Source organism: Alteromonas sp. 5NW40-0090, assembly GCF_057552975.1.
Genome location: NZ_BAAJLT010000013.1, coordinates 127,561 through 150,561, shown reverse-complemented (window position 1 = coordinate 150,561; position 23,001 = coordinate 127,561). Strand labels below are relative to the sequence as shown.

The 23,001-nt window shown below is 44.9% G+C and carries 21 protein-coding genes and 1 tRNA gene; 4 read left to right on the top strand and 18 right to left on the bottom strand.

Annotated elements, in window-relative coordinates; genetic code table 11:
• Window positions 1–5: 5 nt before the first annotated feature.
• From AC27KT_RS16515 to purE, 3 genes are all read right to left on the bottom strand, one after another.
• Window positions 6–81 (bottom strand) — tRNA-Thr (locus AC27KT_RS16515).
• A gap of 60 nt (window positions 82–141) precedes the next feature.
• The gene (locus tag AC27KT_RS16510; protein WP_487131771.1) at window positions 142–1,278 is read right to left on the bottom strand and encodes a 5-(carboxyamino)imidazole ribonucleotide synthase; all 1,137 of its coding nucleotides are present in this window, start codon (window positions 1,276–1,278) and stop codon (window positions 142–144) included.
• Complete coding sequence (purE, locus tag AC27KT_RS16505; RefSeq protein WP_014948098.1) at window positions 1,275–1,769, bottom strand: 5-(carboxyamino)imidazole ribonucleotide mutase; 495 nt, start codon at window positions 1,767–1,769, stop codon at window positions 1,275–1,277. Before purE ends, AC27KT_RS16510 begins: the two co-directional genes overlap by 4 nt.
• A gap of 278 nt (window positions 1,770–2,047) precedes the next feature.
• Between purE and nhaA the strand changes: the two genes are divergently transcribed.
• Window positions 2,048–3,322 (top strand): Na+/H+ antiporter NhaA, encoded by a 1,275-nt coding sequence (nhaA, locus tag AC27KT_RS16500; protein ID WP_487131769.1) that lies wholly within the window; start codon window positions 2,048–2,050, stop codon window positions 3,320–3,322.
• Here the strand turns inward: nhaA and AC27KT_RS16495 are convergent.
• The 4 genes from AC27KT_RS16495 to trxA form a co-directional block, all read right to left on the bottom strand.
• Window positions 3,284–6,115 (bottom strand): ATP-binding protein, encoded by a 2,832-nt coding sequence (locus tag AC27KT_RS16495; protein WP_487131767.1) that lies wholly within the window; start codon window positions 6,113–6,115, stop codon window positions 3,284–3,286. The genes nhaA and AC27KT_RS16495 overlap by 39 nt on opposite strands.
• 22 nt (window positions 6,116–6,137) lie before the next feature.
• On the bottom strand, window positions 6,138–7,436 hold the full coding sequence (locus tag AC27KT_RS16490) for an amidohydrolase (protein ID WP_487131765.1): 1,299 nt from the start codon (window positions 7,434–7,436) through the stop codon (window positions 6,138–6,140).
• Window positions 7,437–7,665: 229 nt separating this feature from the next.
• A complete protein-coding gene (gene rho / locus AC27KT_RS16485; RefSeq protein WP_014948094.1) occupies window positions 7,666–8,931 on the bottom strand; it encodes a transcription termination factor Rho in 1,266 nt (421 codons plus the stop codon).
• Window positions 8,932–9,202: 271 nt separating this feature from the next.
• Window positions 9,203–9,529, bottom strand: coding sequence for a thioredoxin TrxA (trxA, locus tag AC27KT_RS16480; RefSeq protein WP_012517074.1), 327 nt, complete (start codon window positions 9,527–9,529; stop codon window positions 9,203–9,205).
• A gap of 100 nt (window positions 9,530–9,629) precedes the next feature.
• Here trxA and rhlB point away from each other — a divergent pair, with 100 nt between their 5' ends.
• A complete protein-coding gene (gene rhlB, locus AC27KT_RS16475) occupies window positions 9,630–10,910 on the top strand; it encodes an ATP-dependent RNA helicase RhlB (RefSeq protein WP_487131762.1) in 1,281 nt (426 codons plus the stop codon).
• 44 nt (window positions 10,911–10,954) lie between these two features.
• Complete coding sequence (locus AC27KT_RS16470) at window positions 10,955–12,466, top strand: Ppx/GppA phosphatase family protein (RefSeq protein WP_487131760.1); 1,512 nt, start codon at window positions 10,955–10,957, stop codon at window positions 12,464–12,466.
• A gap of 88 nt (window positions 12,467–12,554) precedes the next feature.
• Here AC27KT_RS16470 and hemB read toward each other — a convergent pair whose 3' ends face one another.
• From hemB to tatA, 7 genes are read right to left on the bottom strand one after another with little or no spacing between them, the layout of a single operon-like run.
• Window positions 12,555–13,565 (bottom strand): porphobilinogen synthase, encoded by a 1,011-nt coding sequence (gene hemB, locus AC27KT_RS16465; protein WP_487131758.1) that lies wholly within the window; start codon window positions 13,563–13,565, stop codon window positions 12,555–12,557.
• On the bottom strand, window positions 13,562–15,460 hold the full coding sequence (locus AC27KT_RS16460; RefSeq protein WP_487131756.1) for a sensor domain-containing diguanylate cyclase: 1,899 nt from the start codon (window positions 15,458–15,460) through the stop codon (window positions 13,562–13,564). The genes hemB and AC27KT_RS16460 overlap by 4 nt, the downstream gene beginning before the upstream one ends.
• A gap of 12 nt (window positions 15,461–15,472) precedes the next feature.
• Window positions 15,473–16,249 (bottom strand): TatD family hydrolase, encoded by a 777-nt coding sequence (locus AC27KT_RS16455; protein WP_487131754.1) that lies wholly within the window; start codon window positions 16,247–16,249, stop codon window positions 15,473–15,475.
• Entirely contained in the window at window positions 16,250–16,789 is a 540-nt protein-coding gene (locus AC27KT_RS16450) for a hypothetical protein (RefSeq protein ID WP_487131752.1), read from the bottom strand.
• Between the two features lie 25 nt (window positions 16,790–16,814).
• Complete coding sequence (tatC, locus tag AC27KT_RS16445) at window positions 16,815–17,570, bottom strand: twin-arginine translocase subunit TatC (protein WP_487131750.1); 756 nt, start codon at window positions 17,568–17,570, stop codon at window positions 16,815–16,817.
• Window positions 17,571–17,870, bottom strand: a complete 300-nt coding sequence (tatB, locus tag AC27KT_RS16440) for a Sec-independent protein translocase protein TatB (protein ID WP_487131748.1) — start codon at window positions 17,868–17,870, stop codon at window positions 17,571–17,573.
• Entirely contained in the window at window positions 17,870–18,115 is a 246-nt protein-coding gene (gene tatA / locus AC27KT_RS16435; RefSeq protein WP_230633705.1) for a Sec-independent protein translocase subunit TatA, read from the bottom strand. Before tatA ends, tatB begins: the two co-directional genes overlap by 1 nt.
• A 177-nt stretch (window positions 18,116–18,292) precedes the next feature.
• Between tatA and AC27KT_RS16430 the strand changes: the two genes are divergently transcribed.
• Window positions 18,293–19,345: a hypothetical protein gene (locus AC27KT_RS16430; RefSeq protein WP_487131746.1), complete on the top strand. Its 1,053-nt coding sequence runs from the start codon at window positions 18,293–18,295 to the stop codon at window positions 19,343–19,345.
• Window positions 19,346–19,427: 82 nt separating this feature from the next.
• On the opposite strand, the gene ilvN is transcribed toward AC27KT_RS16430, so the two are convergent.
• The 4 genes from ilvN to AC27KT_RS16410 all read right to left on the bottom strand — a co-directional run bounded on the left by ilvN (window position 19,428) and on the right by AC27KT_RS16410 (window position 22,988).
• The gene (gene ilvN / locus AC27KT_RS16425) at window positions 19,428–19,925 is read right to left on the bottom strand and encodes an acetolactate synthase small subunit (RefSeq protein WP_014975513.1); all 498 of its coding nucleotides are present in this window, start codon (window positions 19,923–19,925) and stop codon (window positions 19,428–19,430) included.
• Complete coding sequence (locus AC27KT_RS16420; RefSeq protein WP_487131743.1) at window positions 19,925–21,643, bottom strand: acetolactate synthase 3 large subunit; 1,719 nt, start codon at window positions 21,641–21,643, stop codon at window positions 19,925–19,927. The genes ilvN and AC27KT_RS16420 overlap by 1 nt, the downstream gene beginning before the upstream one ends.
• Before the next feature lie 273 nt (window positions 21,644–21,916).
• Window positions 21,917–22,309 (bottom strand): MaoP family protein, encoded by a 393-nt coding sequence (locus tag AC27KT_RS16415; protein ID WP_487131741.1) that lies wholly within the window; start codon window positions 22,307–22,309, stop codon window positions 21,917–21,919.
• Window positions 22,310–22,526: 217 nt separating this feature from the next.
• Complete coding sequence (locus AC27KT_RS16410) at window positions 22,527–22,988, bottom strand: hotdog fold domain-containing protein (RefSeq protein WP_012517059.1); 462 nt, start codon at window positions 22,986–22,988, stop codon at window positions 22,527–22,529.
• Between the last annotated feature and the right edge of the window lie 13 nt (window positions 22,989–23,001).

The following is a 23,001-nucleotide window of genomic DNA, read 5'->3' as shown; positions in this document are numbered from 1 at the left end:
AAAAATGGTGCCGACTGCCGGAATCGAACTGGCGACCTACTGATTACAAGTCAGTTGCTCTACCAACTGAGCTAAGTCGGCACACTTTAAAAACCGCTGCCTAGACAGCGGATGCGTATTCTAGCGATAAACGCGTGGGTGTCAACCTTTTAATCGCGTTGCTTCACCAACTAATTTTGGGAAGTACTCAAGTGGTAAATATTTGCTCAATGCCATGAGCTTTTCACCCAAGCTTTCATAACTATTCGTGGTGACATTGATGTGTCCCATCTTGCGCTTTTCACGAACAGATTTTCCGTACCAGTGAAGATGACTGCCATCGATGCTTAGCAAATCGCGCGAGAAGCTGCTGCAACCAATAATGTTGACCATAGCGCTTGGGCCAATGGCTGACGTGTCACCAAGAGGCAATCCACAGACTGCACGTAAGTGATTTTCAAACTGACTGGTTACAGCGCCCGACTGGCTCCAGTGCCCAGAGTTGTGTACACGGGGAGCGAGTTCGTTGACAAGAAGCTTGTCGCCTACTTGGAATAGTTCCACAGCCAGCACACCGACGTAGTTCATACCCTCAGCAAGTTTCGCAAAAATATCGTGAGCCTGGGCCTGAAGTGCATCATCAACGTTAGTCGCTGGCGCAACCGACACGTGAAGTTGACCTTGGTGATGCAAATTTTCAGCAAGTGGATAGGTGCGTACGTCGCCATTCGCATTGCGCACACCGATTAATGACAACTCTCTGTCGAAAGCCACCATTTTTTCAACCACTAAAGGCACTGTCTGCAAATCTAATCCCTGAAGTGCATTTTTTAGGTCAGGTAAATCAGCCTCATCACTTAAACGCCATTGACCATATCCGTCATAGCCATCGCGGCTAGCCTTAAGAATAAGTTTGCTACCCAACTGCTTTACGCAATCGTCTAACTGGGTAAGGTCGGTAACTATTTGGTGTTCACAGTTTGCCACCTGCATGCTTTCAAGCAGCTTTTTCTCACGTACGCGATCGGCGCCAACAAGAATGCTGTCGATATTTGGCATCAACTTGTTTGTTTTCGCCGCGTCTTCAAGAAGCCTTTCAGGTACATGCTCAAATTCTACGGTAAGAGCATCTGCACCTTCTAATGCTTGAGCAAGTGAGATTTCAAGAGGGGTTTTGCTAACTGGATGTACAACGGTATCGTTGTTTACGTCCACAGCTTGAACGTCAATACCTAACGGGCTTCCCGCAAGGTACATCATTTGAGCAAGTTGGCCTGCGCCGTAAACGACTACTCTCATTCATCTAGCTCCAACGTATTGCTTGAAGCAAGTACCGTATCAGTTTGCGATTTTCTAAAAGCGATAACGGCATTGCGTACGCTTTCGTCTTGCAGCGCAACAACTTGTGCCGCGAGAAGACCCGCATTTGCTGCACCAGCCTCACCTATTGCCAGTGTACCTACCGCAACACCTTTCGGCATTTGAACGATAGAAAGCAATGAATCTAATCCGTTGAGCGCTTTTGATTTAACCGGGCAGCCAAACACAGGTAAATGCGTGTGTGCAGCAATCATACCCGGTAAGTGAGCTGCGCCGCCTGCGCCAGCAATGATTGCGCTAAAACCTTCATCTGCAGCGCTTTCTGCAAACTCTACTAGCAAGTTGGGTGTACGGTGCGCCGACACCACCTTCGCTTCAAATTCAACACCAAACGACTTCAGCATTTTTGCGGCCTGCTGCATAGTAGGCCAGTCTGAAGTTGAACCCATCACAATCGCGACTTTTGCCATCTAGAGATCCTCGGGGTAGGTAAAGTGGACAACCTTGGAAAGGCCGCGATTGTAGCGTAAAACCGTTCAAAATCCCACCGGAAATGGCGTCAATTATAGTGCCACTCGCTTAAGGGTTGTTGAGGCTACTCTCTTATTAGGGTGATCTATCTCTTCGCTGTCAATCGTATTAACTATAATTAATTTATGTAGAAAAGTTGCCTGACTACACGGATTAACGAACGCATTTATTTCCACACTTTGCGACGTTGACCATGAACGGGCGTTAGAGGTTATTGATGACAGATAAACACGAACCCGATGTACTTGATGAGGTGATAGAAGAAGTACAAGACGTGGTCTCTGACTTCTTAAATCGCGAAGCCGCTCCCGGCATATTGTTAATGGGTGCAACGATTCTTGCGCTCATTATTGCTAATTCTCCCCTAGATACGCTTTACGATCATTTAATCAGTATGCCGGTACAAATATCAGCCGGTACGTGGGCTATCGATAAGCCATTATTGCTTTGGATTAACGACGGGTTAATGGCGGTGTTCTTCTTTCACGTGGGCTTGGAATTGAAGCGGGAAGTCTGCGAAGGTGAGTTGGCCAACCCCAAAGATATTATCTTACCCGCAGCGGGTGCTGTAGGTGGCATGGCACTACCCGCCTTGATATACGTAGGCATTAACTGGGACAACCCCGTAGCCATTGCAGGGTGGGCAATTCCCGCCGCTACTGACATCGCGTTTGCGTTAGGTATTTTGGCGCTACTAGGTAGTCGAGTACCTACGAGCCTGAAAGTTTTCTTAGTCACCCTAGCTATTATTGACGATATCGGTGCTATCGTAATTATTGCCCTGTTTTACACCGAGCACATTACCGCGGGTGCGCTGTATATTGCTGCAGGTTGTTTATTGCTGTTGTGGCAAATGAATAAACGCAATATGGTAGATATTCCGCCTTATGTTTTTGTGGGAATCATTCTGTGGGTAGCCATGTTGAAGTCAGGCGTTCACGCCACACTGGCAGGTGTCGTACTTGCTGGCTTTATTCCTATGCGGGATGAGAAAGACGCATCTTATTCTCCGGTAACGCGACTAGAGCACGGTTTGAATGGCTCGGTGAGTTTCGCGATCCTACCTTTATTCGCGTTTGCTAACGCCGGCATAAGTTTTGGTAACATCAGTCCAGAGGGTATTTTCCACCCTGTTACTTTCGGAATTTTTCTTGGATTGGTTGTGGGTAAACAAATTGGCGTATTCGGCTTCTGCTACTTAATGGTGAAGCTAAAGCTGGCTAAGTTACCTGACGACCTAAACTTTAAGCATATCTATGGCTGTGCGCTACTCTGCGGCGTTGGCTTTACAATGAGCTTATTCATTGGGGGACTGGCCTTTGCACAGACAGGTATCAATCAAATTTTTGACGAGCGTGTGGGCATTTTAACCGGCTCACTTGTTTCGGCGTGCTTAGGGTATATTGTACTGCGATTCGTTAGCGAAGCGCCAAGCGATAACACTGATGTAGCATCAAACGCGAGCAAGTTCACGGGCAATACAGTCAAATAGAACCTGCTTGCGAATAGGCTTACTTAAATGCGCATTCATGCCTGCTTCTAAGCAGGCATTTTTGTCTTCGATAAACGCATTGGCGGTCAACGCAATGATTTTAATCTTGTCTTTATTTCTGCCTTCTTCGCGAATAAGCCTTGATGCAGTATGCCCGTCCATAATGGGCATTTGGCAATCCATTAGAATCACATCGAAGTCGTGTTTTTTTTCTGCGGCCACCGCGTCTAGCCCATTTTTAGTTCGAATGCACTTGATATTCTCTGACTTAAGCATTTCCATAACGATGTCTGCGTTTATGTCATTGTCTTCTGCAAGTAGTACACGAATTGCACTAGGCAAGGATGGAGGCACTTCACGCTGTTTTTGAATGCCGCCCTCACAGATTGTGGCTGGAATATGAAAAGTGAAGCTAGTTCCTACATCTAACTCGCTTTCAACGTAGAGTTCACCGCCAAGCAATTCGATCAGCCCTTTTGATATGGCCAGCCCCAAACCGGTTCCCCCATAGTGGCGCGTAGTCGATGCATCTGCTTGCTCGAATTTCTCGAAAATAAGGTGCAATTTGTCGGGCGCAATTCCGATACCAGTATCAAGGACTGAAACTTTCAACCCTTGATGGGCATAACTCACGTTAACCGATACCCCACCTTCATTGGTAAATTTTATGGCGTTGCTTAGTAAATTATTGAGTATTTGAGCTACTTTACCAGCATCAATGTTCAAGACTTCTGGCACATCGCTGCTAATACGAAGCGTAATATCATAGCCTTTTACTTGCGCAGTGTGGCGATATAGCTCACAGGATGCTGTTAATAATTCACGGATGTCGCAACGCTGAATGTCACAGAGCATCTTCCCAGATTCGATTTTAGACCAATCTAAAATGCTATCCAAAATAATCAGTAGGTTCGTCGCTGAGCGAGAGATAGTTTTTGCCCTCACTGCGACATGCTCAGGCAACGCATTGTCTAGCATTAAATCACATGAGCCAACGATACCGTTCATTGGCGTTCTTATCTCATGACTCATATTGGCAAGAAACTGAGTTTTGGCCACGTTTGCGGCTTCGGCCTCTTTCAGAGCTAGCGCTAAATGCTCGGTTTTTTCCTCTATGCGCTGCTCTAAAGACTGGTTCAACTCATTAAGTTCTTTATTTAATTCTTGCTCTATTTCCTTCGCTTTTTTAAGTTCGTCAAACGCACCAAGTAAGCGAGCTTCCAAGCTCATAAACTCATCGCTTAGTGACGAAAGCTCTTGGATGTGCAAAGCTCTTTGCGGAGCTTTGTTTCCATTTTTTTGATTAGGATCGAACTCAGCAATGTAGCGGACAAGTCGGCGAATAGGCGCGCCTACCATTTTGGCCACCACATACCCCGTGAATGTTCCAAAAGCAGACAAAGCCAATAATAACAGGAGGTCTTTTAGCAAGTAACTGCTCATAGAGGCGTGTAAAAGCCGCTTATCGAAGTAATAGCTAACCTTCCAATTGGCAAAAGAAAGGTTTTCGGTGAACCTTAGCCACTTTCTACCTTGGGAACCGGAACCATTATTAACTTCTTCAACTTCGACGCCACAATTGGGTTCACACGAGTAAAACGGCGCTTTGGTCAGCGGTTTCATCGCTAGCGCATCGGATGCGTAGATCACCTCACCTTTTTGATCTTCTATCAGCATCAAAAATCCGCCAAGGCTCAGGTCATCAATTGCGTTAAAACTTTTTAAAGATAGTGAACCTTCTACAATACCTTTGGGCACTCCGTCACTATCTAAGATTGGCGCAGATAGCGCGACAATTGGGTCGTTGCCGAAACCTCGGCCTTGAAAAACATTGGACAAGAATGGCGTGCCTGACTGCATTACTTCGTAAAAATAAGGACGATAAGACACGTTAGGTAAGCCATTTTTTCTCGCCTTTTCCAGCATACTTGGCGGATAAGCGTGTGTGATGTCGCCGCTTTCATCTGCTACTAGAAAGGTTAAAAACTCAGGGTTGTGCGACGCAACAATTTGTAAATTAGCGCCGGCCGTTGCTTCTAAGCTATTTTTCGATGCAGAATTTGAAAGAACTTGCGCTGTACTGATAATGGCATTTTGATGATGACGTATAAAGGTTGAAAGCTGAAACTCAAGCACTTTCACCCGCTGCTTCATGTAGCTATGGATTTGTTGCTCTTGCTGATGTTGAAACAAGCTGACTGATAGATAAATGACGGCCATAGACGCAACGAAGAAACAACCCGAAAAGAAGTATCCGAAAAGAAAGTGAAGTGTAATACGTTCCGATTTGTTCGAGGTTTGCTGTTTAAGACCGTATATGGCCAGATATGCAAAATGACCGGTAACCAGGCCAAATACACCGCTCACCCAGGTCACTAAAACACCTGAGAACAACATATTAGCGTTATCACTATCGTAAAGAGAGTGTTCTAAAAGCAAAATCGGCAAAAAGACAATAGACCAAAAACCTGCGCCGACTTTGATCACTTGCCTCAGCGACTTGTTATAGCCGAAAAAACTCAGCACGATTGGCAGTAAGGTAAGGCTTTCTTTCCCCACAATACTCCCGTCGCTTAGCCACATTGGAAGGCTTATTAACAGCGCAATGGGAATAGATAAATAAGGGGAAAAACGAAGCGATGCGTATACCGCAGCGCCCACGCCAAAAGTCGCAATACCCGAACTATCAAAAGGCGGATTGAGCGCGTTTAACCCAGCACCAAGTATACATACAAGTAGTGCTTGAAAGGCCAGAGACCATGAAAAAGAAAATGCATTACTACCTATTTTCAACGCATGTCTCCAGCGAGTCGATTTAGTGTTGATCCATGTAATCTAGAGTGAAGTTCGTAAGAAGCTTCACACCTAATTTCATGCCTTCATCGTCAACATAAAACTCCGGTGTATGGTGAGCAGGGCTATCTTCTTCAGTTACATCCAAAGGCTTGCCGCCTACCCAAACATACAAACCTGGAATTTTCTCCTGAAAAAATGAAAAGTCTTCTGCACCCGTGACCGGATTAGAAAGCAATGTGTTCTCAACGCCAGCGGTACGCTGCATAGTAGGCAGCATAGCTTTTGTCAGCTCTGGGTCGTTGTACGTAATGGGGTAATAGTAATCTAGCGGAAGCGTAAGTTCTGCGTCTGCGCCCATACTTTCAGCTATTGCCTTTACTTTGCGTGGAAGCGATTCGTAAATGTGATCGCGCGCGGCTTCATTGAGCGTACGGATTGTGCCAACCATTTCTACTTCATTAGGAATGATGTTTGAACGGTTACCGCCATGAATAGACCCAATGGACACGACTGCTGCATCGTCAATCAATTTCAGTTCACGGCTGACAATGGTCTGAATAGACATGATCATCTGTGCCGCTGTAACCACAGGGTCTACGCTCTTCCAAGGATAAGCGCCATGGGCTTGCTTACCGTGAATGACGATTTTAAATGGGTCTACTGCGGCCATGGTGCCACCCGCGTTATAACGTACTTTACCAACATCGGTATTGGCATTAATATGCAGGCCAAAAATAGCGTCTACATCAGGGTTCTTAAGTACGCCTTCAGCGACCATAACTTCCGCACCGCCTTTTTCTCCAGCGGGTGCGCCCTCTTCTGCAGGCTGAAAGATAAACTTCACTTTACCTTTTAGCTCGTCTTTAATTTCTGTAAGAATTTTTGCCGCGCCCATAAGCATTGCCATGTGAGTATCGTGACCACATGCGTGCATAACCGGTACTTCTTTTCCGTTATATTCGCCCATTTGCGTTGAGCGATAGGCTAGGTCGTTTTGCTCTTTTACGGGAAGTCCATCCATGTCTGCACGTAAAGCAACAACGGGACCTGGCTTACCCGAGTCTAAAATAGCTACGACACCCGTTTTTGCAACGCCGGTTTGCACTTCTAAACCTAAGCTTTCAAGGTAGTCAGCGACATATTGAGCGGTTTTAAACTCGCGATTCGATAGTTCAGGAAATTCATGAAAGTGGTGACGCCATTTAATTACGTCAGGTTCTACTTGATTGGCTAATTCATCTACATTGATTTGAGTAGCATGAGAAGCAGAGACAGAGGCCAGCCCTGCAAATGCAAGTGACAGCAATTTCTGGTACATAACTATTATTTCCTTTGGTGTTTTTTAGACAGAGTAAATCATCTCAAGGGAGAACACACCACTGAACTAACGATTGCTGTTAAAAATCAATAAGAAGACGAAAATACCCCATTCACTAGACTGAGGGTATTAGACGGAAGTATAAGAAAAGTGTTTTATCGATGCAGGGAACAAAAAAGGCGCCGAGTGGCGCCTTTTCTTTTAATATCAACTTATTACTAAGCTTTCATTAACTTTTTTGTCTACGCATGGCGTCAAAGAACTCATCGTTTGTCTTGGTCATCGACAACTTACTGATAAGGAAGTCCATGGCGTCAATTTCTGACATTTCGTGAACAATTTTGCGAAGGATCCACATTTTCTGTAGTTCGTCTTGCGCAGTAAGCAGTTCTTCACGACGGGTACCTGAGCGATTAAAGTCGATTGCCGGGAATACACGTTTTTCCGCGATTTTGCGGTTAAGATGTAATTCCATGTTACCTGTACCTTTAAACTCTTCGTAGATAACTTCATCCATTTTAGAGCCGGTATCGATAAGCGCTGTTGCGATAATAGTTAAGCTTCCGCCTTCTTCAACATTACGGGCGGCACCAAAGAAACGCTTGGGCTTGTGAAGTGCATTCGCGTCAACACCACCAGTAAGTACTTTACCTGATGAAGGTATTACCGTGTTGTAAGCGCGGGCAAGACGGGTGATAGAGTCAAGCAGGATAACCACGTCTTTTTTGTGTTCGACAAGACGCTTAGCTTTTTCGATAACCATTTCAGCCACTTGTACGTGACGACTTGCTGGCTCATCGAAGGTTGATGCCACTACTTCGCCTTGTACAAGGCGGTGCATTTCGGTTACTTCTTCCGGACGCTCATCAATAAGCAATACCATTAACTCACAATCTGGGTGGTTAGCAGCAATTGACTGGGCAATATTCTGAAGAAGAAGGGTTTTACCGGCCTTAGGTGGCGCTACGATAAGACCACGCTGGCCTTTACCGATTGGCGACGCCAAATCCAGTACACGAGCCGTAATGTCTTCGGTCGAGCCATTACCACGCTCCATACGCAAGCGGTCTGCTGCGTGCAGTGGTGTAAGGTTTTCAAAAAGAATTTTGTTACGTGAATTTTCAGGCTTATCGAAGTTAACTTCGCGAATTTTTAGTAGGGCAAAGTAACGCTCGCTGTCTTTTGGCGGACGAATTTTTCCGGCAATCGTATCACCTGTACGCAGGTTAAAGCGTCGGATTTGGCTTGGCGATACGTAAATATCGTCTGGTCCTGCAAGATACGATGAATCAGCTGAGCGTAGGAAGCCGAAACCGTCCTGTAAAATTTCTAATACCCCGTCACCAAAGATGTCTTCACCGCTTTTTGCGTGCGTCTTTAGGATTGAGAAAATGATGTCTTGTTTTCTGGCGCGCGCCATGTTTTCCAGGCCCATTTCCTCGGCCAGGTTAACCAACTCGCTTATTGGTTTGTTCTTTAATTCAGTTAAATTCATACTGGTGGGTCTTTGTGCTTGAACTTCGCTTACAGGACTTAAAGTCACTCTGTTCTAGTTTAGATTTGATATCACCCGGATATGGGCGTAAGCAGAATGCTGCTCGGATGAGCGCTTTAGAAAAGTTAGCACTATATTTAACCAACGTCCAGCGTTTTACCGCCCAAATGTTAAATAAATTGTTGTGCCCTTTTCCAATATGGAATGCAAGTACCTGTGTTTTAAATAAAAACCGGCGCTTTACTCGCGCCGGTTTTTTGTTTTATAGCTATTAAAGATTTTCGTTAAGAAACTCTGTTAATTGAGCTTTGGATAGCGCGCCAACTTTAGTTGCTGCAACGTTACCGTTTTTGAAAAGTAGCAATGTAGGAATACCACGAATACCATATTTAGGTGGAGTTTCGTTATTTTCATCGACATTCAACTTGCCAACTGTTAACTTGCCATCAAACTCGGTCGCAACTTCTTCCAAGATTGGTGCGATCATTTTACACGGGCCACACCATTCGGCCCAGAAGTCAACCAGTACAGGACCTTCAGCATTGATAACATCTGCTTCGAATTTATCGTCAGATAACTGGATAATTTTGTCGCTCATTCTTTTCTCCATTATTGGTCTGTCGCTGATTTGTCTCAGCCCGACCATAAGTGTTATATAGAAACTGTTTTTTAATGCAAGCACTGATAAGCTATAAGCTATGCCTACTCACTTAACTGATACTCACTTTTCTGACCTGCCGATTAACGGCAAGGTTGTTGACGCCTTGGCGGCAGCTAATTTTTCACATTGTACACCAATTCAAGCACTTGCACTGCCTCCTTTATTAGAAGGTCACGACATTGCAGGTCAGGCTCAAACCGGAACTGGTAAAACCATTGCCTTTTTGGTAGCTACATTTCACTATTTGCTAAGCAAAGCAGAAAATGCAGATAACAGCAAATCAAATGGCCCTCGCGCAATTATTATGGCGCCGACCAGAGAACTCGCCGTTCAAATTTATAACGACGCCAAACTTCTTAGTGAGCATACTGGATTGTCGCTTGGTTTGATTTATGGGGGCGAAGGTTACCAAAGTCAACGCGAAACTTTGGAAGAAGGGGTAGATATTATAATTGGTACGACAGGACGCATTCTTGATTACTACAAGCAAAATGTGTTCACGCTGAAGAATATTCAGGTTGCCGTACTTGATGAAGCCGATCGCATGTTCGATTTGGGCTTTATTAAAGATATCCGCTTTTTATTCCGCCGTATGCCACCTGCAAGCGAACGTTTAAGCATGCTGTTTTCAGCAACGCTTAGCTATCGCGTACAAGAACTTGCCTACGAGCACATGAACAACCCGACTCATGTTCAGGTTGCCCCAGAGCAAACAACCGCGACCCGCGTGTCTCAAGAGCTGTTCTATCCATCTGATGATGACAAGATGCTGCTTCTTCTTACGCTTCTAGAAGAAGAGTGGCCGGAAAAGGCAATTGTCTTTGCAAATACAAAAAACAGCTGTGAAAAAGTCACCGACTGGCTTACCGCTGATGGCCATCGCGTAGGCTTGCTAAGCGGCGATGTACCGCAGAAGAAACGCTTAGGGATCTTAGAAGATTTTACTAAAGGTAACCTAGACATTCTGGTTGCAACCGACGTTGCAGCGCGCGGCCTTCATATTGATGCGGTCACCCACGTATTTAACTATGACTTGCCTGACGATGCGGAAGACTATGTACACCGAATCGGTCGAACCGGACGCGCGGGACAAAGTGGTGTCGCGATTAGTTTTGCATGCGAGAAGTACGCACTAAATCTACCTGCTATTGAGCAATACATCCAAAAGGCAATACCGGTTACCGATTACGACCGCAGCGCCCTACTTGATGATGTAACGCCTCCAAAACCACGTAGAAGACGTACGCCTAACAACCGCAATTCTTCACGCCGTGGTAACGGTAGAGGCCGAGGAAAGCCCCAAAACCGAAACAATTGAGCGCAGTAATAAAGCGAAAGGTAGTTAATAAGAAACGAGATTTTATGCAGGCAGAACTCCAGCACGACGCACAAACTTACGGTGAGTATTACGCTGCCGTAGACTTAGGCTCTAACAGCTTTCACATGGTGATTGTTCACGTTGTTAATGGCAGTGTGCAAATAATAGGGAAAATTAAACAGAAAGTGCGCCTGGCAGCAGGTTTAGATGATGACCTAGCACTGGATGACGTAAGCATGGAACGCGGCTGGCAATGCCTGCAAGTATTTTCGGAGCGCCTGCAGGACATCCCTCCCTCTAACATAAAAATTGTTGCTACCGCTACGTTGCGACTAGCAACCAATGCGCATATTTTCATTCGTAAAGCAGAAGAGATCCTTAATCACAAGCTTGACGTGATTAGCGGTGAAGAAGAAGCCCGCCAAATTTACCTTGGTGTAGCCTATACATCAGCCAACCAAGGCAATAGCTTAGTTATTGATATTGGCGGCGCGAGTACCGAAATCATCATCGGGAACGACATGCAACCGATTCATCTGAAAAGTTTGGATATGGGCTGCGTGACTTTTATGGAGCGCTATTTTACAGGCGGTAAAATAACTGAAAGTAATTTCCAAAACGCTAAGCAAGCAGCGCATTCGCTCATTGCCAATGTATCGAACGCTTTCTTATGTTTTGACTGGGAAAATTGTTTAGGTGCATCTGGCACGCCGCAGGCTATTACCGAAATTTTGGTGGCCCAAGGCATCAGCGACGCTATCCGCTTAGACTACCTGTATCACCTTGAAAAGCAATGTATTGAATGTGGCAGTATTAAAAGCCTTGATATTGACGGCTTAGAAGACAACAGAAAAGCTATTTTCCCTTCAGGCTTAGCCATTTTGATCAGCCTGTTTGAAGCACTAAATATTAAGCACATGAACATTTCTGGCGGCGCCCTGCGTGAAGGGCTTATCTATGGAATGTTAGATAATGTCACAGAAAACGATAGACGCCAGCAAACGCTTAACCAAGCAAAACAGCGTTATCATATCGACAAAAATCACGCGAATTCCGTTCGTCATGTGGCACTTGGGCTATGCCATCAGCTTTGTGCTCAACAAAATATTTGTCACCTAGATACCGAAACCATTTTGGGCGCCGCAGCGCAGTTACATGAAATCGGCCTTCATATTGAATATAAACGTCACCACGAGCACGGTGAATATATTCTAAGTCATATCGATTTACCTGGCTTTACTCGATTACAGCGTTCAGCAATTCGCGATTTAGTAGCGCAACATCGCTTAACCATTAACACTCAAATTTTCGAAAAGTATCACGAAGATTACCGCCCTATGCTAAAAGGCTTACTTCGAATATTAAGGATTGCTGTTGTATTATGTCTACGCCGTCAGAACAAGCATATTCCTGAAGTTTCTCTAAGCTGCGATGATAGTAAGTGGACACTTACCTTCCCAGAAGGTTGGCTAAAGTCCCACCCTCTGATTAGTGCCGAGCTAGCTAATGAGTGCTGGCTGCAACACAAAGCTGGTTGCGAGCTCGCCTGTAAGTAAACACTCACATTTATACTTTAAAAAACAAAAAACCGTGCTAAGCACGGTTTTTTCAATGGACGATTAATACGCGTTAATAATAAGCGCGTTACTTGGCATTTTGTTTCGCGAGTAACTCAGCCGCTTTAGGCGCAAAGTACGTCAGAATCCCATCTGCACCCGCCCTTTTAAAAGCAAGTAAAGACTCTAATATTACCGCGTCTTCATTTAGCCAACCATTAGCAAAAGCAGCTTGATGCATGGCGTATTCACCACTTACCTGGTAGGCAAATGTGGGAACTTTAAATTCATCCTTACAGCGGCGAACAACATCTAAATACGGCATACCTGGCTTAACCATTACCATGTCAGCGCCCTCTTCTATATCAAGCGCCATTTCGTGAAGTGCTTCATCGGTGTTGGCAGGATCCATTTGATAGGTTTTCTTGTTGCCGCCCTTTATATTTGCAGCGGAGCCGACAGCATCACGAAATGGCCCGTAATAAGCAGACGCGTACTTAGCTGAGTAAGCCATAATACACGTATTCATATGACCTGCTTCTTCAAGTGCTTTTCGGATACTGCCAATGCGCCCATCCATCATGTCAGAAGGCGCAACAATATCAGCGCCAGCTTCAGCATGCGATAACGCTTGCTTAATGAGCACCTCGACTGTTTCGTCGTTCATCACATAGCCCGTTTCGTCTAAAAGGCCATCTTGACCATGAGACGTAAATGGGTCTAGAGCAATATCAGACATCAGCATCACTTCAGGAAACGCCTTTTTAAGCGCTCTCATAGCTTGTTGAGCAAGCCCTTCTGGATTGAATGCTTCACTTGCACATTCGGTTTTAAGCGACATGGGTGTTACAGGGAAAAGCGCTATCGTTCTAATGCCCAGCTCTACCCATTTCGCCGTTTCTTGCACTAGCAAGTCGATAGAAAGTCTTTCCACACCCGGCATAGAAGGTACAGCTTCACGGGCATTTTCACCAGGCAATACAAACACGGGATAGATTAAATCATCCGTAGTTAGCCTGTGCTCTGCAACAAGCCCTCTTAGCGCATCTTTAGCACGTAACCTACGCATACGGCGGTGAGGGAAAGATGAAGACATCATAATTTTTCCTGTAAATGTTTGTGTATTACCTTGTTGCGCCCTGAAGCTTTTGCTTCATACAGGCACTCATCAGTAAATTTAAATAGACTCTGCGCGTGCTCTTCGTCAGCAATAATGGTGGTAGATACACCTGCACTCGCGGTTAGCTTAATGATTTCACTCTCGTATTCAAGAGGGCTGTTTTCAAGGCTATGTCGAATACTCTCGGCTACGTGATACGCGCCATCCAAGTCTGTATTAGGCAATATAATGGCAAATTCTTCACCCCCTATTCGACACAAGTCATCTGTTGGGCGATGGATGAGTTTTTGAAAAACTTTTGTAACGTGGATTAAACATGCGTCTCCACCGTCGTGACCATACTCGTCGTTAATATTCTTAAAGTGATCCACATCAATAATAATCAGCGATAAAGGCGTTTGCTCTCGGCGGCTCCGCCTTCCCTCTGAGCGTAATCGCTTGTCGAAATGTCGACGATTGTGCGCGCCTGTGAGCGGGTCAATCGCATTAAGCCGCTCTAACTCTTGATTAACCTCAGAAAGCTCGCGCAGGGTTATCTCTAATTCAAGTGTTCGTTCCTGAACTTTGTATTCTAAATCGTCTTGGTAGCGCTTTTGCACTTCCAACAGTTTTTCCTTAGCGGTGCTTGCCTGCTTTTCTTGCTCAAGGGCAAACTGCTGGGCATTAATTAAGTCGTCACGACTGTGACTGTAATTAATGGCAAGAATGAGCGCTAATATAAGCGCTTCAACCGTACCACCAATAATCAGCAGGTTGTTGGACGAAATAGGCAACTGGATGATATTTACATTATCTAGACTGGCCGTTAATCCACTCACTAATAGAAAGGCCCATGCGATTGTGAAATAGCGGGCTACCACCTCTCCTTTCAGTGAAAGCCACACGCCCAGAGACAAAGTAAAAATAACCACGAGGCTTAGCAATAAAAGAAATGCTTTTATCATTAACCAATAAGGAAGGATAAGACCTGCAATGATACTTAAGCCACACACCCAACTAATCGCTTTGGTCACGCGGTCTAGTTTTTCACTGTATTCCCTTATAGGCAAGAGACTACGGGTAAATAACGCAGCAAACATAATGGTAGAGTTTGCAAAAACGATAATTGCCTTGCTTTGAAACCATGTACTTGCAGGCCAAATATAGGAAAAACCGTAGCCGTGTAGCGTCATCAACGTAAGTGCGAGGTTGACCACATAACCGGCATAAAATAAGAAAGACACGTTTTTTGTGGTTAAAGTCAAAAACGCATTGCTCACTCCCATCGCGATTAAAATACCGAAAAAGATGCCTAGTACTAAGTTTCTACTTGATGTGTATTCTATAAACTCAGTTTCTTCCCAGATAAGGATAGGAAGGCGAATAGTGCCCGATGTCTGCATCTTGATAATAACGCGCTGAGACTGCGCACTGGCAGGCAATGGGAACAAAGGCTTAACGTGTGTGATGGGCCTATCGTCAAAACTTTGATTGTCTCCACTCGAGTAAGTCACAATGGGTTTACTGCCCACTTGGCTATACACGGCCACATCAAGTTTATCTAATAATGGGTAGTCGATGTGCAGAAGAGAGCGACTTTGGTTGCTCTGTGTTGGCTCGACTATCATCGAAAACCAATAGACATCGGTATCCATTCCTAAGTTGACTGGAGAGGCAATTGGAGACCAATCATTCGCGGGCGTTTGTATAATATTATTAAAGTCGAACGTTTTCCCATTCACCTCTTTTAAATAACTTAACTGAGAATAACGAGGTGAAACGCTTGTCGCTGGAGACAAGTTCATCAAGACAAAGACAAAAGCAACAGCGGCAAGAACTGTAGTGAGAATAAGACCCGCGTCATACTTGCGCATCGCTTTTAGATTTGTCTGCATATAAACCTATGGTTAGTTGAGAGAAAATAACTCACAGGTATTAGCATAACTGCTAATACGTAATTTATCAGTCTCAACTTGCAGATATTCGCCTAATTGCTGAGCGATATGAGGCAAGAATGCGGGCTCATTATTGCGTTTTCGAGGGCGCAACGTCTTCGGAAATAAGTACGGTGCATCGGTTTCAAGAATAAGTCTGTCAGGCGGTATGTGTTTTACGGCATCACGTAAATCTTCGCCACGTTTATCGTCACACACCCACCCTGTTATGCCGATATAAAGGCCTAGCGACAAATACGCTTCTACCTGTTCCGCTGTGCCTGTGAAGCAGTGGGCTAATCCCCCTCTCAAGCGCGGCATATATCGAGTTAACAAGCTGACTTGTTCGTTAAAGGCATCCCTTTCGTGCAGATATACGGGAAGATTCAACGATACCGCTATATCCAGCTGGGCCTCAAAAACCTCTAATTGAACGTCTTGAGGTGAAAAGTTACGGTTAAAATCAAGGCCGCATTCACCTACGGCAACACATCCTTCCTGTTGAGCAAGCTCGCGTAACCGCTGGTAATCGCTTTCTGTAACGTCTTTGGCATTATGCGGGTGCACACCAATAGTGTAACAACATTGACTTGAATACTTGTTATAAAGCGCTGCTGCGGCATCCCATTCACTAGGATGCGTAGTGATAATGCAGAGTTTTTCTACCCCTGCATCTTTTGCACGTTGGATAACTTCATCAACGTCAAACCGCTTATCAAGCAAGTTGACTCCAGCATCAAACCAGGACATTTATTTTACGCGTTTCACTTTCATGCGCTTATTTAGGCCTTCAACGCTCAAGTAAAAGGCGCCAAGAAGTCCGCGTTCAACAGACACAACTTGCCCTTCCTTTAGCTTCAAGTGAGTTTGATCAGTTTGCTGCCAAACAGAACCATCACTGAACGTAAGCACATACTTATCGCGAAGGTTTTTCTTGATTGCGTTAATAGTAACGGCAATTTCAGAGGCCGCTTCAGTCAGGTCGCGCTTGTGCTCCAAACCAAAATCATTCTTTGGCTCTGACGATTGAGCTTGCTGAGTAGCAGGCGCAGGACGTGAGTTAGCCTGAGCGCTATTATTTGGTTTGTAAGCCTTCAGTTGGCCAACCTGCGCACTAACACCATCGTATTGATTTAACGACTTCGCCACGCCGTCATAGCACATTAAGCGCTTAAGGCTATTATCGGTTTTGCGGCATTTTTCCATCGCATCGCCGATAGACTCAGCGTGTACTTGAGATGCACTAAAAGCACACAATAAAGTGGCAATAGAAAGCAGTTGAGTTTTCATTTTTATTCCTTTCTCTTCTGAACTTTTATGTGTTGTCAGGTGTTTGCGTTTCGCCTTCATCTTTTGGCGTTTTACCTGCATAAAAACCACCTACGATGACACCAACTTCAAACAACAGCCACATGGGAATAGCCAGTAACGTTTGAGAGATCACATCAGGCGGTGTAAGCAGCATGCCAACAACAAAGGCCCCTACGACCACATAAGGCCGTTTTGCTCGTAGCGACTTGGCATCTGTTACCCCAGTCCAACACATAAGAATAATAGCTATAGGTATCTCGAATGAGACTCCAAATGCGAAGAAGAGTTTCAACACGAAGTTTAAGTAACTTGAAATATCGGTACTTACAGTAACCCCTTCAGGGGCAACGCTAGTGAAGAACGCAAACGCGATGGGGAAGACAACAAAATAGGCAAATGCCATACCGGCATAAAATAACAAGGTACTTGATAGCAGCAGTGGCGCAACCAGACGCTTTTCATTTCGATACAAGCCTGGAGCAACAAAGCCCCAAACCTGATAGAGCACATAGGGAATAGCAATGAAAAACGACAATACTAAGGTAAGTTTAAAAGGTGCGAAAAAAGGTGAAGCAACATCGGTTGCAATCATGCTCGCGTTCTCTGGAAGTGTTTCAAGCAGAGGCATGGCCAACAGCTTATATAAATCCTGTGCAAATGCGGCAAGACACACAAACACAATCAATACGCTCAAAAGTGCTTTGAGAATACGACTGCGCAATTCAATTAAATGAGAAATAAGGTTGTTAGCGTCAGACATCTATTGCTTTTTATAAGGTTCTTGAACCGACTCTGCAGCTTTTTTTAGCTCATCGACGCTTTGTTCAAGTTCAGGTGAAAGAGCTTTAAGCCCTTGCTGCTCTGCTTTTTTCAAATTTTCATGCAATTCGTGCACGCGCAACTGATGCTCAACCTCTTGCTTAAAGCCTGTTGCCACGTTACGTACGCTACGAATTGTATTTATAGTTGAGCGCATGGCACCCGGCAGTCTTTCTGGCCCCAAAATAAGAAGCGCCAGTACACCGATAACCAATAGCTCCCAAAAGCCGATATCGAACATTAGGATTTTTCTTTAACGTCGCTCTGCGTCTTAGTTGAAACAGGCTCTGCTGCTGACTTTTCTTCAACTTGCTTCTTTTGCTCGAAGTCAGCGTCTTTGTCTTCTTCGGTGACTGCTTTTTTGAAGCCTTTGATTGCGCCGCCTAAATCAGTACCTATACCTTTAAGACGCTTCGTACCAAATAAAAGCACCACAATAACCAGTATGATAAGCAACTGCCAAACACTAATACCACCCATAAAAATAATCTCCCTTACATCGATTGGCACAGTATGCCATTGCCTGCTGATGCTTTCACCTGAATATTTACCTGAATGAATAAAGATTGACGTTTTACTAATGACAATCCATGCTCTCTATATCTTAAAAGCGAATAGTGGAAACATTCAACTATTCTAATTTTTACAAGGAGTTAGTGAGTAATGTTGTGCCTTACTGTTATTTATTGCCATTTATTACTTACTGCCCCTTCGACTTTACACATCACCGATAGTAAGGTGAACCCCACCGTAAACACGACCAGTGGAAGTAGCGCTGTTATGAGGCCCGCAACTACTGAAAATCTACCGTCTTACGTTTCTGCAGAAGCTTCCCCAGCCGTTTCAGTAGCCACACACAATGAACAGTGGTTTGATATTTGGCAGCGTAGCTTCACTGACACCATGGACTTCACTGTAAAACAGCTTGATGGTTTGTTTAAAAGTTCAGATGAAATAGATGCTTCAGGACAGAAGGAAGCCAGAGCCGAAGGCCGTGTTCAGCTTGCATGGGAGCCAAGAAGTGGAATGCTCTCGGATACGGATTTGCGTTTCAGGGTAAGAGTTCGCCTACCGGCTTTAAAAGAACGCGTTGATTTACTATTGAGTGATAACGAAGACGAAACTCAGAACAACACGATACGGGCAGCAAGAGATACCGGCAATAACAGTAGAGACAGAACGACTATTGCGCTTCGCTTTCGTCCTGAGCAAGACTCGCACTACTCATTTAGAATTGGCGCTGGTCGGCGCGACCAGCTATATGCGATGACCCGATACAGAGATGCTTTTGCCTTTTCTAAACAATGGGCCATGCTATACGACGCCGAACTTTACTATTACACCCGTGACCGGCTGGGTGCAGAGGTGGGCGTCGCTTTTCAATACGAAATCAATAAAAAGCATCTGGTTCGACAAAATAATCGCTACTACTACCGCGACGATACCAACGACTGGCTATGGCGTCACGAGGTTCACCATTTATTCTCGGTAGATCAACATAACGCCGTTATTCCTCACTTTATGGTGGAAGGGCTTAGCCAACCCAACTTTCGCGTAGAAGAAGTCTATGGCGGGTTTAGGTGGCGTAACAACATGCTGCGCGATTGGCTATTCTTTGAGGTAGAGCCTTTCGTTTTATGGCTACGTGAAGAGGATTTTAAAACCTCATACGGCGTAGCCCTGCGCGTAGAAGCCTATTATGGGCGCGATACTTAGAGTAATTTTTTATGGGATCAAAAAAGGCTGTCTAATGACAGCCTTTCAAAAAAAACACAGTGCGCGAAAACTCAGAAAAAGTTTAAGGACGAAGCGCCCTATCACCTCGAGCAAGCCCACACACACCGGTGCGCGATGATTCGATAATTTCAGCACACTGCCCCATAGTCGTGGCAAATGCATCTAGCTTATCTGTGGTGCCCGTAATTTCAATGGTGTAGTTGTTTACGTTCACATCCACAATACGCGCACGGAAGATATCAGAGTTGCGCTTCACTTCAGCACGTACCGACTCTGTGCGAGTCGCGACTTTAATCAGCATAAGTTCGCGTTCAATGTGCGTACCTTCAGTAAGATCTACCACTTTTAGCACATCAATAAGCTTATTCACTTGCTTAGTAATTTGCTCTATGACTTTGTCGTCGCCGTGCGTGATAATCGTTAGACGCGAAAGGCTCGCGTCGTCGGTTGGTGCCACACACAGTGAATCGACGTTGTAACCGCGTTGTGAGAATACACCAACGATACGAGATAGTGCGCCAGGGGCGTTTTCCATTAATACAGAGATAATACGTTTCATCAGGTTCGCTCCGTCTTGCTTAAGCGCATGTCATCCATTGCGCCAAACTTAATTTGCATTGGATATACGTGTTCGTTTTGGTCTACTGCTATGTCCATAAACACTAAGCGATCTGTGTAACTGAAACATTTCTCCATTGCTGCGTCTAGCTCTTCAAGCTTGTCTACTTTAATGCCCACATGTCCGTAAGCTTCTGCCAACTTCACAAAGTCAGGCATTGAATCCATGTAAGAATGTGAGTGACGCCCTTTATAAATCATATCCTGCCACTGACGAACCATACCTAGGGCACGGTTATTCAATGAGATAATCTTGATAGGCAGGTTGTACTGCAAACAAGTAGATAACTCTTGAATATTCATTTGAATACTGCCGTCACCCGTTACTACCACAGAGGTTGAACCTGGGTGCGCAAACTGCACACCCATTGCAGCCGGTAAACCAAAGCCCATGGTGCCAAGACCACCTGAGTTGATCCACTGACGCGGTTTATCATAAGGGTAATAAAGCGCAGCAAACATTTGGTGCTGACCTACGTCAGAACTTACGTAGGCTTTACCGTCTGTGTGTTTGTACAAGGCTTCGATAACGCGCTGAGGCTTAATTACCTCTTCGCCCTGCGCGTAGTTTAAGCACTGACGAGCGCGCCAGGTTTCAATTTGTTGCCACCAATCGGTGAGCTTTTCGCTTTGACCTGATAAGTCTTTCTTATTTACCTGACTTAAGATTTGATCAAGTACTTTATCTACCGAACCTACCACAGGAATATGCGCATTTACGGTTTTAGAAATCGATGCTGGGTCAATATCAACGTGAATAATATCCGCATGTGGGCAGAACTTATCAACGTTGTTAGTAACACGGTCATCAAAACGTGCACCTAGCGCAATGATGCAGTCTGCATTATGCATGGTCTTGTTCGCTTCAAGCGTACCGTGCATACCTAGCATGCCGATAAATTGCTTGTGTGTACCCGGCATAGCACCAAGGCCCATTAGCGTACAAGTTACCGGTGCATTAAGCTTCTCAGCTAATTCAATAACCTTTGCTGACGCATCGCAAGCTACAGCTCCACCGCCTACATACAGTACAGGGCGTTCTGCTTTAAGTAGCGACTCAACTGCCTTTTTGACCTGTTTAGGATGGCCTTTTTCGGTTGGGTTATAAGAACGCATGGTCACGTCAGTTGGGAACACGTACGGGTGCTCTTCTGCTACGTTCACAATATCTTTTGGCAAATCTACTACCACCGGACCAGGACGACCTGTGTTGGCAATATAATAAGCTTTAGCAATCGCTTCTGGGATATCAACCGCGCGCTTCACCAAAAAGCTGTGCTTAACGATAGGGCGTGAGCACCCGACCATGTCAGTTTCTTGGAATGCGTCTTCACCAATATGCTTCGACGGCACCTGTCCCGATAAAATAACCATCGGAATAGAGTCCATATATGCAGTAGCAATACCTGTAATAGTATTCGTAGCGCCTGGACCTGATGTGACGAGCACTGTGCCGGTTTTGCCAGTTGAACGTGCATAACCATCCGCCATGTGGGCGGCTGCCTGTTCATGACGTACGAGGACGTGTTTGACATCATCTTGCGCAAATAACGCATCATAAATGTCTAATACGGCACCACCTGGGTAACCGAACACGTGTGTCACTCCTACATCTTTTAGCGCTTCAACCACCATGGCTGCGCCCGACATCATTTTCACAGTGCTTTCTCCTGTAATGGGTTGGGGGGTTTGTCAGCGTACGTTGACGATGCCCCGACTATAACTAAGGTAGTAGGAAGATAAAACACCAAATTGCGCAAAAGTGAGATATATATCCCAATATTCGCAATAATTAGGATAAATATTTCGATCGTAATGCTATTTTGACAGAAAATAGGATGTTTATTTACACAAATTTAACAGCGCAAACAATAAAGTTGTAGAACGGGGGCGATGCGCCTTTACCCACTAAATGTGCGTAAAGGCAAAAGCTTAATCATCGAGGTCAATATCAATGTCACTGTTATCGCTTATATCCTCATCATCGTCAACCTCTTCTGCCGCCGGGCGCTTAGAGCCATAAATGCTTGCAGTTTTTGGTCTATTGATTCGCGCTTGATATTTTAACCATGCTTTTTCCTGAGGCGTTGTGGGTTCACGATGACCAAGTGCCGATTCCAAATAAGCTTGCTCTTCGTCGTTTTCTGGCGTGATCTTCCCGTCAACCAAAGCGGCAAACAAACTTCCATGAGTTTGTAGATGTTTGCTTTCATTAATTGAAAAGTCACCAGAACGTGCAAAGCCGTACGGGTAATTTTTCTTATCTGCGAAAGGTTTTCTTTTGACTTGTTCTTTTGTGATTACAGACATCTTAACCTCTTTCATCGCGGCTTCCCCTAAAGGTTTATTAAGAGAACCTCCGCTTAATTGTTAAATGAAATAGACTTCCGATATAGCGCCTTAATCGCTTACCACGTTATTCTTAGATGTGTTTTCGAATGCTGTCAATCAGAAATACTCTTGTAGCAAAAACTTAATATTGTGCCAGTGACTAGACATAAAAAAAGGCCGCAAAAGCGACCTTCAAATAGCTCGACATTGTTTAGCGTTTTTCGCTTACCCAAACTGTAATAGTTCCATCAACGACCACAGTTCCTTCAGCGTTGTATGCCTTAACACTTATAGGTAAATCACCCGGCTTCCAGGCATCAGCTGGTACTTCAGCGACACAACGAATGTCTGAATCGGCCTTGGCTGGATACTTTACTTCCATGCCTTTTGGGATCCATCTCAAGTTTTTAGGTATCGATGCTTCACACATAAAGCCCATGGCCATTTCTAACCCGTTGCAAATCGCGATAACGTGAACCGTACCAATGTGGTTTTCAACCCCTTTACGCTTTTTAATGAGCACTTCACAATAGTTAGGTTTAATGTCAGTAATAAGCGGGGAAACGGTAGAAAAGTAAGGCGCTCTGCGGGCCGAATACCAGCTAAACAGCTTTTTGCCAAAGGGCAGTTTAAGAAATTTATTATAAGTATTGAGTACGTAGTTCTTTGACATAGTCAGTCACGCT